Consider the following 13,236-nt stretch of genomic DNA (forward strand, 5'->3'; position numbering starts at 1 on the left):
TAATTTAAAATTAACTTATCTTTAGTCTAATCTTTTTAAAGACACTACAACGCGAAAGGTTACTCAATACTCTTTAGGAGAGTCAATATTTTTTTACATAACTCCAAAATAAAAAACCAAATGCAAAAGTGCATTTGGCTTTTTCATTTACGCTAATTTATTTTTCTTTTCTTTATTTTTTAAATCTAACTCTGTTCCATCTTCTAATACAAGCTTTGGAGCTGCACCAGATTTAACAGTTTCTGCAGAGATAATACATTTTTGAATATCTTCACGAGAAGGTAATTCAAACATAATATCTAACATAATACCTTCAATAATAGAACGTAGTCCACGAGCCCCAGTTTTACGCTCAATTGCCTTTTTAGCAATTTCAGTAAGAGCGTTTTCCTCAAACTCAAGATCAACTTGGTCTAGTTCTAGTAATTTTTGGTATTGCTTAATTAAAGCATTTTTTGGTTTCGTTAAAATTTCAACCAATGATGCTTCATCAAGTTGCTCTAAATTAGCTAAAACTGGTAAACGACCAATAAATTCAGGGATTAACCCAAAACGTAATAAGTCTTCTGGTAATACGTGGTTTAAGATTTCTTTTGAGCTTAAATCGCTCTTTTCAGAATCGCCACTAAAACCAATTACCTTTTTACCTAAACGACGTTTGATGATCTGTTCAATTCCATCAAATGCTCCACCACAAATAAATAAGATATTTGTTGTGTCAATTTGAATGAATTCTTGATGTGGATGCTTACGACCACCTTGTGGAGGTACGCTTGCAACAGTTCCTTCAAGAATTTTTAAAAGTGCTTGCTGAACACCTTCACCTGACACGTCACGTGTAATTGAAGGATTTTCAGACTTACGTGCAACTTTATCAATTTCATCGATATAAATAATACCTTTTTCAGCTCGTTCAACATCATAATCAGCTGCTTGGATTAATTTAAGGAGAATGTTTTCAACATCTTCCCCAACATATCCCGCTTCTGTTAATGAAGTTGCATCAGCAATCGCAAATGGTACATTTAAAATACGCGCTAAAGTTTGAGCTAATAATGTTTTACCACTACCAGTTGGCCCAATCATCGCAATATTACTTTTTGATAGTTCAACCTCATCGATTTTGCTGTTTGAATTAATACGTTTGTAATGATTGTACACAGCTACAGATAACGCTTTTTTGGCATTGTCCTGGCCGATTACGTATTCATCAAGAATTTCACAAATTTCTTTCGGTTTTGGAACATCTTTAAACTCTACTTCTTCTTCTTTTGCTAATTCTTCTTGAACAATTTCAGTACAAAGCTCAATACACTCGTCACAAATATAAACACCAGGTCCAGCAACTAATTTTCTAACCTGAGACTGTGACTTTCCACAGAACGAACATTTTAGCTGTCCTTTTTCTTCATTAAACTTGAACATATGTTCACTCCCTCTAAAATTTCTAAAACCACTCAATATGTATGTAATCCAAAAAATATGTATCTTGTAGCTATATGATAGCACACAAAATAAACAATGCAATTATTTACTGCTCTAAAATTATTTAAATTTTTAGAATATATATATTCTAATGTAAAGTAGATAATCCTTCTTTTAAAGAATTATTTTTAGTATAGCCACAAAAAATTTTAAAAATCTGTATAACAGATTCTAACATATGTATATGTGTATTTTAAAGGAAACAGTTCATATTACCAAATATTTCATTTTATTTAAAAACAAGGCACGAAAAATTTCGCGCCTTGTTTGAATCATTATATATTTATATAACGCTTATTTTTTTCTGCTATCTACTAATAACTCAACAGCTTTACGGATTTGGATATCATCACGTACTGCGTCAGTTCCACCAAGCATAGTTACTAATTGCTCAGAAGGAATGTTGTACATTGCAGATAAACGAGCTAATTCTTCGTTCATTTCTTCTTCAGTTGCATCAATTTTTTCAGCTTCGATGATTGCATCGATTGTTAAGTCGATTCTTACACGAGCTTCAGCATCTTGACGCATTTGAGTGCGAAGATCTTCTTCTTTAGTACCAGTGAATTGGTAGTAAAGCTCTAAGTTTAATCCTTGTCCAGAAATGCGTTGTTCAAAATCTTTAACCATACGGTCAACTTGGCTTTCGAACATTACTTCTGGGATTTCAACTTCAGCATTTTCAGCCGCTTTTTGAACTAAAGCATCACGTAAGCTACCTTCAGCTTGAGCTTTTTTAGACTCTTCTAAGTCAGCTTTGATTTTAGCTTTAAGAGCTTCTAAAGTTTCAACTTCATCGTTTACGTCTTTAGCAAACTCATCATTTAACTCAGGAAGTTCTTTCGCTTTAATTTCATGAACAGTTACTTTGAAAGTAGCAGATTTTCCTGCTAACTCAGCACTGTGGTATTCTTCTGGGAATGTTACATTAACATCAGTTTCTACACCTGATTTTGCGCCGATTAAAGCTTCTTCAAATCCAGGAATGAAAGAACCAGAACCGATTTCTAGTGGATAGTTTTCACCTTTACCACCTTCGAAAGCTACGCCATCAACGAAACCTTCGAAATCAATTACAGCTGTATTGCCGTTTTCAACAGTACCATCTTCTTTAACTACTAGCTCAGCTTGTTTCTCTTGTAATGCAGTTAATTCAGCTTGAACGTCTTCTTCAGATACAGTTGCATCCATTTCTTCAACTTCTAAGCCTTTGTATTCGCCTAATTTTACTTCAGGTTTTACAGTAACTTTTGCTTTGAAGATTAAAGTTTTACCTTTTTCCATTTGCTCAACGTCAACTTCTGGACGGTCAACTGGCTCAATACCAACTTCTTCAATAGCTTTGCTGTAAGCTTCTGGTAAGATTACATCTAAAGCATCATTGTAAAGTGCTTCAACACCAAATTTTTGTTCGAACATTGGACGTGGTAATTTCCCTTTACGGAATCCAGGTACGTTCATTGTTTTTACAACTTTTTTGAAAGCTGCATCTAAACCTTTATCTACTTCAGAAGCTTCAACTTCTACAGTTAATAGACCAACGTTAGCTTCTAATTTTTCCCATTTAGCAGTCATTGTTAGTTCCCTCCAAAATTATCTAAAAATATATATGTGTTTACGTATTTTCGTACTATACATGCCTGTCCGATTTCCCAAGATCATGCAGGTATAATTAAGTAAATAGTCGCTACAACCATTCTATTATAACACATTACTTTTTTGTTTCAATATTTCCTATTTTGATATTTCAAATCTAAAGCAAAAATATTAGGATTTTTTAATCTCAGTCTTAAGATCAATGGTTACTGTATCATCGAAAATACTACAACTCATAGTCAAAGACCTATTTAAGCTTTAACTAATTCGTTATGTTAAAATATCCTTCGTCTTCGAATCGCTTTACTAAAGCAATTGCACTTTGTACCGGAAAGTATTCTACATTAAACAAGTCTTTGATTTCTTCGTCTTCTACATCGTAATCAAAAAATTGTTGAACAATGCAATAAAAACACGCTGCCCATGTGTTTACTTCTGCTGGCATTGGTACGAAAGGAAAGTAGATCGTCATAAAATGTCGAAAGTGTTGTTTTGCAAATTCAAATGCTGAAGGGTTTTCGCTTTCTAATATATCACTTAATTTTTTTAAAATTGCATCTACAAAAGAGTTGTGTTCATCTACTGAAATTGTTACATTCCAAGTCATTCGCTGATTTACTTTGTTGATTTCAAAGTCTTTTTCAATGGATTGTTCTTGTAATATAAATAAAATAAAACTTTGAATTAAAGGGTTAGCTTTAGAGCTTTTTAAAATATCACCAATTTGATTTAAAACAAGCGTACAATCCGTTGCTCGTAATTCATTAATTAGTTCCAGTTGTTTATTAATCGGCTCTGAATTTTCGACTAAATTATGTAAATCAAGCGTTTGGATCTTTCCGCCTTCACGATCTGAAATTACTTTTTTAGACAATGTTAGCATCGCTTGAAATTTATCCATTTGATTTTCATCAATACGATTTTGAGTAAGCAGTCTTTTTATACTTTTTTGTAATTCTTCGTATTCTTTTATTTGAAACAAAATACTTATGTATATTTCAATCGCTTCATCACTTTCAAATGGACCGAAAACTAATTCCTCGCATCTTTCTCTAGCTTCCTTAGCCCGATTACCTTCTAATAAACATGCAACTGCAGCTAGTTCTGTTTGTGAATTATGATCATTCATTTCCTTTAGTTGATCACATAACTTTAGCGCTTTAATAAAATCTTTTTCTTCTAACGCTTTCTTGCCTAGATTTATTATCCGATCCTTAAGTTTAGGAAAAAAGACAATATTGTCTTCCATGCTACTCTCCCCCTAACATTTGTTATTCTCTGCACAATCTAGTTATGAAAAAGTGTATCATGAATTAATTTTATTTAAAATATGAAAGATACTTATATTAACAGTATATTTAAATTCTTTAATCAATCCATTTTCTGACTGAATCTATTTTACCCACATATTAATGTCCTAATGGCTTTTGACCAAATCGTTTCCACAAATTTGGAAACTTACTTTTTAATTCGTCATTCGACTTCCAATCCATTGTTAATTGTTGTTCTGGGTAATGATAACCATTGCTTTCTATTAGTGAATTAAACTCATTCCACAATTGATCATCCCAATCCTCATCACCTTTACGCTTTATCGTAAATGCTTGTAATGCCAAATCTAGCATCTCCTCTAATTCTGGAGTAAGTCCCTCTTCTTCATAAATTGGGAAGATATATTCAGCTAAATAATCAGGTTCATTTAATGTTTTCTTATATACTTGTTCACCCTGACCAATTAACCAAGCTCTAAATTGAGCAAATGAATCTTCAGAACAACCTCCCATAATAATCCATGCAGCTCCTAGTAACTTTGAATTATACGCATTAGAAAACGCGGTTTCAAACTGAATTTCAAAACCAGCTATTTCCTCATCTGACTGTTTTGCTAAATGACTTATTACCCACTCATAAGGTTCTTCAACAATATGCATTTTTGAAATTAAACCCCAAAACTCTTTTTCGTTCATTTATATCACTCCACACTTTATTTATTTTAGAATATCATATCTAAATACTATTAGAGTCTATTTACAAATCATTACACTTCTGTTGTGGATCTCTAATACTTTTTGTTTTATGTAGTATTATTGTTACACTTTTTTTAAAATAATTCGTCATTCTTCAATAATTTAGAAATTGGTTAAAATACAAAAAAAGACACTTATTTTACGTTACGTAAAACAAGTGTCTTTTGGACGTCCTGGGAGGGATTCGAACCCCCGACCGACGGCTTAGAAGGCCGTTGCTCTATCCTGCTGAGCTACCAGGACAAACCGCTATATGAACGCATTTTGAAACGGACACTGATACGGTCATTTGCCGAACTTTCGACCGTTTTCATTATAACACGGTATATAATAGAAAGAAACAGTTGTATACCGATTTTATATCTAAAAAAAGAGTAGACGAATTTATGCCCACTCAACAAATCTCGGAAGACGTAATAATCCTGCCTTCGTTAAATTTCGTTATTTTACCCGACATTAATTGCTTCAATAAACGCCAAATCTTTTTCTTCTCGGATTACCGACTTTCCGTAACTCCCTTTAAAGCAAACGACTACACACCAAGTTCAATCCCTTAACAGCTCACATCCTCGAACGTTAGCATCGCCAAAATCACCTGCCTCAACAACACACGATAATTTCTTTTTGATATAATATGATAACACTATAGCAAGAAAGGCTGAAAAGAATGCCATCGTTCCAATACGGAAACACAACCATTGATTACGACATCAGATACAGTCCAAATAGAAAGGACATCACTATCGCAGTAGACTGGGGTGACGGGGTTAGTGTTGTTGTCCCTCAAGAAACTGATCAAATACACATAGACTCTGCATTACATAAAAAGGCACGTTGGATTCTAAATAAGTTAGCGGATTTTCGTGAGATCAAAATGTTATCCTCACACCATGAGTTTATTAGCGGGGAAAAATTTGCTTATTTGGGGAGGCAATACAGACTTAAAGTAGCCAAAGATGAATCCGTTTCAGAGGCTTCATTAATGTTTCGGAATGGTCGTTTCTTTGCTGTTGTTCCAACTTCATTTGACGATTCTACACGCCAAGAACACCTATTCGACCTTTTCCGAAAATGGTACATCACTCACGGACTAACAAAGATACAAAAACGTATAAAATTGTATTCTTCACGTATGGGATGTTATTCATCTAAAATAGTGGTGAAAGAACAACAATCACGTTGGGGAAGTTGCACAAAAAATAAAACCATCAATATCAATTGGAAGATACTGATGGCTCCTATGAGAATTGTAGATTATGTGGTTGTACATGAACTTGCACATATAGAATATCCAGATCACTCAAACGCCTTCTGGAGAAAAGTAGAATCGATTCTTCCCGACTACGAAGAACGTAAGGAATGGTTAAGAGTAAATGGACCGACTTTGGACCTGTGATTGTCCCCATTATGATTTAAAGTGGGCTTTCGCTAGGTCCATTACTTTTTGTGTTATAGCGTCTAGACTGTCTTTAGGACATTTCACTGCACGTAATTGACGTTTAATCCTCTTACGCATTTCTCGTTGAGTATCCTCTTTCGTAGTCCAATCTCGAACGCTTTGTAAAACAGAGACTTCTTCAAAAACTATTTGGGTTAAATCTTTTACCCACTCATCTTCGTCGCTATCTTCCTTTAATTCTGTCTTGAATAGATCATAAAATGGACGTTGTTCCCGAATAATGCCGTTTGAATTACTAGAGTCTGAATAATATCCCTCTATGTCGTTTTTAACCATTTCTTCCAACTTTAGAACAAGTTGAACTGTTTCCATTCGATGTTCTTTCCATTCAGTAATCAGTTTTTCCAACTTTTCTTTAAGAGACGTGAAATAAACGGGGTTTCCATCGATTTTAACACTAATTTCGTGACGAATCGCATGTTCCATTTCAGATGCTTTCGCTTCATCAGATTGCATTTTATCAACGTTTTGTTTGAACTTGCTAGATAGGATATCAATCGGCTTATGAAGTAATTTAATCTCAGTTGCACGTACATGTTCTTCAATAAGTTGTTTTACTTTTTCGCCGCAATCAGAAATATCTAACTCATCATCACGGAAACGTTGCTTAGCTGCTAAACGTACTTTTCCTAGAAACTTTAGGTCATCACGATATGGATTCGCTAATGGACTTGGCATAATTAAATCCATACTTTCAGAAAACCGTTTGAACGCCAAATCAAACTCTGTTCGTACATCCTCCGGTTCCAAGACTTTTATACATGTTTCTAAGTTGTCTTGATTAACTTTATCAAAGAAACGAAGGGCGGCACGATGACGGGTTTGTAGTCGTGGTAACTCATTCTCGACTGGTTTCATTACGCCTTTAATATCTTTCTCCTTAAAGACAGCAAGTGCTTCCTTCAAAAATCCAGAAACGCCATAATAGTCAATAATCATTCCATAAGTCTTTTTGTCATAAGTACGATTTACACGAGCAATCGATTGAAGCAAGTTGTGTTCCCGTAGTGATTTGTCTAAGTACATAACTTGTTCGATAGGGGCGTCAAATCCCGTTAATAACATGTCACAGACAATGATAAAAGCTAATTTATCCTCCGATAGAGGCTTCTTGTACCGCTCAATGTATAACTTTTGCTGTTGAGGTCTTAGATGATACTTTTTTAACTCTTCTTTGTCATTGTGGTTCCCAGAGATTATAACGACAGACTCTGGAGCGTTCAATTTATCTAGCATTTCTTTGTATAAAATCGCTGTTTCACGATTGACCGCAACGATTTGAGCCTTAAAACCGTTCGGTGCAATATGTTTTTCATAATGGTCAATTAAATCCAGACAAATGGCTTCAATACGTTTTGGTGCTCCAGTAATCGCTTCTGCTGTAGCATATTTCTTTTTGATTCGTTCTCTGTCGTCCTCAGAGTAGTTACTAAAAATTCGGTCGAACAATACATCTAACGAACGTCCTTCAACTTGTAAATCAGGCATTCTACTTTGATACAAAATTGGAACGGTTGCTCCGTCATCAACTGCTTGTTGAATAGTATAAGTGTCGATGTATGAACCAAATGTCTTAACAGTACTTTTATCTTTCTTGTCGATTGGCGTCCCCGTAAATCCTAGATAACAAGCGTTTGGCATGGCAGTATGCATGTTTGTAGCTAATCCCTTGTATTGGGTACGATGGCTTTCATCAACAAGAACGAAGATATTTGACGCTGTTGTAATATTCTTGTATTCCTCTGAGTTGTCGTCTTGGAACTTCTGAATTGTCGTCATTATCGTCAATCCAGGCCCTCGTTGTAACAACTTCTTAAGAGCGGCTACACTTGAAGCTTGGGTCGGATTTGGGAACCCACAACGTTTAAAGGTATTTGTAATTTGTGAATCCAAATCTTTACGGTCAGTGACGACTAGGATCGTTGGATTCTCCAATTCGGTTTGTCTACGAAGCTTTACTGCTAGATACAACATCGTAAGGGATTTCCCCGAACCTTGCGTATGCCAAACCACTCCACCACGATCATGTATCGTCTCTGCCGTCTTAATTCGATTAATTGCCTTATTGACCGCTCGGAATTGCTGATAACGGGCCAACTTTTTAATTATCCGTCCGCCTTCTGGTTCAAATACGATAAAGTTTTGTATCAAGTCTAGTAGATTATGTTTGGTTAATATTCCAGCAACAAGCACGTCTTGTGGATTTACTTCGTTTCCGATGTCCTCAAGATTTAACGGATAAGGGTCTTTCCATTCTCCGTAATGCCGCAGTTTTGCTCCAACGGTCCCGTATTTGGCTTGTTGTCCACAAGTCGCAATCAGAATCTGGTTATAGTAAAACAACCGTTCTGCATCGTTCTGATAACGCCTCATTTGTTTAACAGCTTGGGCAATCGGACCAGTAATGAACGGACTCTTACATTCGATAACAACTAACGGTAGACCGTTAACGAACACTAAGATGTCTGGAATGATGTTTTCAGTGATACCGCCAACCTTGAACTGATTGACGACTAAAAACTCATTGTTTTCGATGTTCTCAAAGTCTATTAGGCGTACAGTTTGATTTTTCTTACCCTTACCTAAATCCTGTTCGATAGAAATGTAATGAACAATATCATCGTACAAACGCTCATTGGCTTCCATCAAACTGGACGCTTCAATGTGTGAAACGTATCTAACCACTTTATGCAGGTTACTATCGTTTATCCACGGATTGATACGCTTGATTGCGTTTTCCAAGCGTTTTTCCAAAACAACTTCACGTAAGGTCTGTCGTTCGCCTTCAAGTTGGGAACCTTGAATGTACGTAAAACCATGTCGCTTTAGTTGGTCGATGATACGATTTTCAACGAGTTCTTTTTCGTTCCAATCGGAAGGTATGATTGTTGTCATACAGAAACCTCGGACGGTTCATCGACGTTGACACGGACTCTTCCTGTTAGAAGTACTTGCATTAAGGAAGATTTTAATTGTCTTAATGAGTCAACCTTCCTAGATTCACTTTGAACTTTTGAAGTAACGGAACCAATTATGTTAGAAATCTTTTTTTGTTCAACGAGTGGAGGTAAAGGTATCGCTAAATTAGATAATCTAGATTTATCTATGTTTGGGAATGTTGAGCCTGTGGCTTGAGCTAATATTTCACTAGAAAGCCTTTCAACATGAATCCCAAGAAACTCCTGAACTGAAACATTATTTTTAGCCCTTATTGCTGCCAGGCCTCGACCAATGCAGTAACTTCTATCACTTATATTCATTCTTCCAGTCGAACTTCCACGAACACAAACTAATATATCGTTTTTCTCACAAAACTTTGTAGGTCTTGTTGTCCACTGAATTGGTGTAGGATGAACCTCTCCAAATTCAGTTGGTCCATTTAACAACGGGCTACCAACAGCTTCATCATTGTAGGTATCCCCTTTCGGGGATTGCCCCATTATTATTTCACTTATATCCCCTAAACTACTGAGTTCCCACTCTATAGGAATCTCTCCAATATCGGTCTGCTTATACTTTGTATGACCAATTCCCTTTGTCAACAATCGTTGCATTAATCCTTGTTTGACAACTTCCGTTTGCTTTATGATTTCTTCCGTTTTTTCGATAGCATCGTCAATTGACGTTAATATGGCTCCTATTTTACGTTGTTCTTCAAGTGGAGGGAGAAAACACTGAAAATCAGATATTTCTTTCCATGATGTTCGAGGCATCTTCGTTCCAAATGAATGACGGATTGAATGTTCAATAAAGCCTTCTTGCTGCACTAAGTAAAAACAGAAACGATTATCTATGTCATCGTTAGGGACGATTGAAAGTATTTCCGTACTGCATACTCCATCAAAGGTAGCCAACCAGTATTTTTTTAAGTATGGGCGAAGTTTGCCAAACAAAATGTCATCCTTCTTAAATTCTGACTTTATGCTTGTTGTTTCTGATGATTGTCCTGAACCTAAAATACGTCCAGTTCCTTGTTCAAGATGTTCAAGAGCTATATATTTTTGGTCGGCGGAATTAATAGGATTAAATTTTTTATTACGTATCGAACAAATTTCTCCGAAATCCTTAACTGACCAATTGATTGGAACACTTACATTTTTGAAATCTACTTTTGATGATTTATTCACCATATCCCAACTCCTGTAAATACCCGTTCATCACAAATTCAATTTCTTTTCGTTCTTCTTCTATATTACGTAACTCAGAAATTGCCTCTTCAACGTCTATCTGTATCTCTTCTTCTGTTGAATCTACATAACGACCGATATTCAGGTTATAGTCGTTTTGATGGATCTCTTCCACGTCAACAACATGGCAATATTTTTCAACATCTTCCCATTTGCCAAAAGCTTCAACGATTTTCTTTATGTCCTCGTCACGTAAAAAATTTTGGTTCTTACCTTCTTGAAAATCTGCAGTCCCATTGAGGAAAAGTACTTTGCCTTTTTTATTTGCTTCCTTTTTACGATTAAAAATCAAAATACATGCCGGAATACCCGTGCCGTAAAAAAGATTCGATGGTAATCCAATAACTGCTTCAAGTAAATCCTCATCCAAGATTCCTTGACGAATAGTTCTTTCGGCTCCACCACGGAAAAGAACACCATGAGGCATTACAACACCAGCTTTTCCGTCATGGTTTAACGTAGAAATCATGTGCTGTACAAACGCCAAGTCGCCTTTATCTTTAGGCGGTAATCCGAAGCGGAAACGTCCATATCCGTCTTCCTCAACGTCCTCACGTCCCCAATTCTTTAAGCTGAACGGAGGATTCGCAATCACACGGTCGTACAACATCAATTCGCCCTGTTCGACCAACTTTGGTTCACGAATCGTATCGCCCTTTTCAATTCGATGGTCGCTAAGTCCATGTAACAACAGATTCAACTTGCAAATTGCCCACGTGTTCAAGTTCTTTTCTTGACCATGCAAGGTTAGATTACGTGGGTTTCCATTCTTGGACTTGATGTAATCCACGGACTGGATAAGCATACCGCCAGAGCCAACTGTCGGATCGCAGATTCGCATACCTTCTTCTGGCTTAATCAGCTTGACGATCAATTCAACGACTTTAGACGGTGTATAGAACTCTCCACCCTTTTTCCCAGCATCATCCGCAAACTGTTTAATTAAATATTCATAAGCACGTCCTAACATGTCTGGCTCGGACAAGTTTTGGTTGGATAAGTCAATTGCGGCAAAGTGTTGTATCAATTTAGAGATTGTGCTGTCCGGTAAACGCTCCTTGTCGTTAAAATCAATCGTGGCTAGAACGCCCTGTAATGTCGCATTTTCCTCTTCCAACAATTCAAAAGCATGGTTTATAGCCGCTCCGATGTCTTGCGAAACTGATTGCAATTGTGACCATCTTGCACGTTCTGGAACGAAGAATTGATGTTCATCATGGTCGTACCAACCGTAATCTTCCCCTTCTTCCTCCTCGATACGTTTGGCTGTTTCTACGAAAACGTCATTCAACCGTTTCAGAAACAACATACCGAAGATGTAGTTTTTATAATCGGATGAGTCGATACTTCCACGTAATATATTTGCTGATTCCCATAGATGGGATTCTAATTCTTGTAGTGTCAATTTTGGCATTGTGAAACCTCCACAGTAAGTAACTTCATCCTTTTATTTTACTACAAATATTTACAATATGGCGGGAACAATTGCTTAAAGATATTAGTACGGCTAAAATTTCTGTTTCCGGAATACCACGAGCTATTACATCAACCAACTAAAACTGTCGATGGAACGTACATAGGTTTCAAGAAATCTGTTAAATGATCGTTCATCTACAGGCATATGATGGAACTACACACCTTCATCTTTTTTAATATGTTAATTCCATCAATCTAATGTTCCATACATCATTTTCTCTGCCGATTACTAGACAATTTGACTACATAATCGAATGTTTTGGCTTTATACCATAAAAAAAGACCGCCATTAGACGATTATCTTTTATTAACCCAATCTCCAGTTACACTTCATATCGCCAAACCCCGAGAAAATAAGCTAGTTCTTCATGAACCAGCCAAATTATCGAAAAGTTTAAAGTCCATATGTGTATTACAACAGGCAAGTGTACAATGATTAACCCCTTCGTTTTATTATAAGGTAGCCCCTTCGTTTATCTCGAGTATACGATCATCCTCATTTAATTAGAAGCGGGGTTCCAAACCATTTTGCAGTAGTAAACGATCAAATTCGCCTCTATTTTTAAATCGGATATCCGAGTTTCCAACATAAAAAAGGTGTGGATTAATCATAAATCCGTTTTGACATTTAACAATAAATTGTTTTTCACATAATCTTTTAATCGATTTTGAGACACCTCCTTTGTCAATGCTTAAACTTTCAGCAATTTGCTTCTGTTTTATATAAGCAATGTTATCATCGTACTTTAATTGTCCACATAGAAAGAACAGGATTTTATAATCTGAACCACGGAAATCCGGATCCTGTAAGTGTTGAAACCATTCCAGAATAAAAGCTCCCCAATAAACCACCTTTTCACTTCTTCTCGCCAATTTCACCCCACCAATCAGTTGTCATATATACAATTTATATTGTCTTATTTACAACATTTTAATATTTTGTTGAATATTAAACAACTTTAATATGCTTATTTTACAACTTTTACAAAAATGAAAAATTGAAGAA

General features: G+C 35.9%; 9 protein-coding genes and 1 tRNA gene. 1 reads left to right on the forward strand and 9 read right to left on the reverse strand.

The genetic code is table 11. The annotated features are described in order from the left end of the window. Positions 1 to 147: 147 nt before the first annotated feature. The 5 genes from clpX to ACFCYN_RS14905 form a co-directional block, all read right to left on the reverse strand. Complete coding sequence (clpX, locus tag ACFCYN_RS14885) at positions 148 to 1,425, reverse strand: ATP-dependent protease ATP-binding subunit ClpX (RefSeq protein WP_172447346.1); 1,278 nt, start codon at positions 1,423 to 1,425, stop codon at positions 148 to 150. A 354-nt stretch (positions 1,426 to 1,779) separates the two neighbouring features. Then, a complete protein-coding gene (gene tig, locus ACFCYN_RS14890) occupies positions 1,780 to 3,060 on the reverse strand; it encodes a trigger factor (RefSeq protein ID WP_172447345.1) in 1,281 nt (426 codons plus the stop codon). 283 nt (positions 3,061 to 3,343) lie between these two features. Next, the gene (locus ACFCYN_RS14895) at positions 3,344 to 4,330 is read right to left on the reverse strand and encodes a DUF3196 family protein (protein ID WP_375950115.1); all 987 of its coding nucleotides are present in this window, start codon (positions 4,328 to 4,330) and stop codon (positions 3,344 to 3,346) included. A gap of 160 nt (positions 4,331 to 4,490) precedes the next feature. Beyond that, positions 4,491 to 5,048 (reverse strand): DUF4240 domain-containing protein, encoded by a 558-nt coding sequence (locus ACFCYN_RS14900; protein ID WP_375950117.1) that lies wholly within the window; start codon positions 5,046 to 5,048, stop codon positions 4,491 to 4,493. 229 nt (positions 5,049 to 5,277) lie between these two features. Continuing rightward, positions 5,278 to 5,351, reverse strand: a tRNA-Arg gene (locus tag ACFCYN_RS14905). A gap of 424 nt (positions 5,352 to 5,775) precedes the next feature. Here ACFCYN_RS14905 and ACFCYN_RS14910 point away from each other — a divergent pair. Beyond that, positions 5,776 to 6,504, forward strand: coding sequence for a M48 family metallopeptidase (locus ACFCYN_RS14910; protein ID WP_375950118.1), 729 nt, complete (start codon positions 5,776 to 5,778; stop codon positions 6,502 to 6,504). Positions 6,505 to 6,513: 9 nt separating this feature from the next. Here the strand turns inward: ACFCYN_RS14910 and ACFCYN_RS14915 are convergent, their stop codons facing one another. From ACFCYN_RS14915 to ACFCYN_RS14930, 4 genes are all read right to left on the reverse strand, one after another. After that, positions 6,514 to 9,462 carry a type I restriction endonuclease subunit R gene (locus ACFCYN_RS14915; RefSeq protein WP_375950120.1) on the reverse strand — a complete coding sequence of 983 codons (2,949 nt, stop codon included), beginning with the start codon at positions 9,460 to 9,462 and terminating at the stop codon, positions 6,514 to 6,516. Continuing rightward, positions 9,459 to 10,697, reverse strand: a complete 1,239-nt coding sequence (locus tag ACFCYN_RS14920) for a restriction endonuclease subunit S (protein WP_375950122.1) — start codon at positions 10,695 to 10,697, stop codon at positions 9,459 to 9,461. The genes ACFCYN_RS14915 and ACFCYN_RS14920 overlap by 4 nt, the downstream gene beginning before the upstream one ends. Beyond that, complete coding sequence (locus tag ACFCYN_RS14925) at positions 10,687 to 12,168, reverse strand: type I restriction-modification system subunit M (protein ID WP_375950123.1); 1,482 nt, start codon at positions 12,166 to 12,168, stop codon at positions 10,687 to 10,689. The genes ACFCYN_RS14920 and ACFCYN_RS14925 overlap by 11 nt, the downstream gene beginning before the upstream one ends. Before the next feature lie 566 nt (positions 12,169 to 12,734). Continuing rightward, positions 12,735 to 13,103, reverse strand: a complete 369-nt coding sequence (locus ACFCYN_RS14930; protein WP_375950125.1) for a MarR family transcriptional regulator — start codon at positions 13,101 to 13,103, stop codon at positions 12,735 to 12,737. Positions 13,104 to 13,236 lie beyond the last annotated feature (133 nt).

Source organism: Gottfriedia sp. NPDC056225, assembly GCF_042267765.1.
GTDB lineage: Bacteria > Bacillota > Bacilli > Bacillales > Bacillaceae_G > Gottfriedia.

What these genes read in the sequence shown, in the direction of transcription:
- clpX (WP_172447346.1), bottom strand. Translation starts at nt 1,425, where the DNA reads ATGTTCAAGTTTAATGAAGAAAAAGGACAGCTAAAATGTTCGTTCTGT.
- tig (WP_172447345.1), bottom strand. Translation starts at nt 3,060, where the DNA reads ATGACTGCTAAATGGGAAAAATTAGAAGCTAACGTTGGTCTATTAACT.
- ACFCYN_RS14895 (WP_375950115.1), bottom strand. Translation starts at nt 4,330, where the DNA reads ATGGAAGACAATATTGTCTTTTTTCCTAAACTTAAGGATCGGATAATA.
- ACFCYN_RS14900 (WP_375950117.1), bottom strand. Translation starts at nt 5,048, where the DNA reads ATGAACGAAAAAGAGTTTTGGGGTTTAATTTCAAAAATGCATATTGTT.
- ACFCYN_RS14910 (WP_375950118.1), top strand. Translation starts at nt 5,776, where the DNA reads ATGCCATCGTTCCAATACGGAAACACAACCATTGATTACGACATCAGA.
- ACFCYN_RS14915 (WP_375950120.1), bottom strand. Translation starts at nt 9,462, where the DNA reads ATGACAACAATCATACCTTCCGATTGGAACGAAAAAGAACTCGTTGAA.
- ACFCYN_RS14920 (WP_375950122.1), bottom strand. Translation starts at nt 10,697, where the DNA reads ATGGTGAATAAATCATCAAAAGTAGATTTCAAAAATGTAAGTGTTCCA.
- ACFCYN_RS14925 (WP_375950123.1), bottom strand. Translation starts at nt 12,168, where the DNA reads ATGCCAAAATTGACACTACAAGAATTAGAATCCCATCTATGGGAATCA.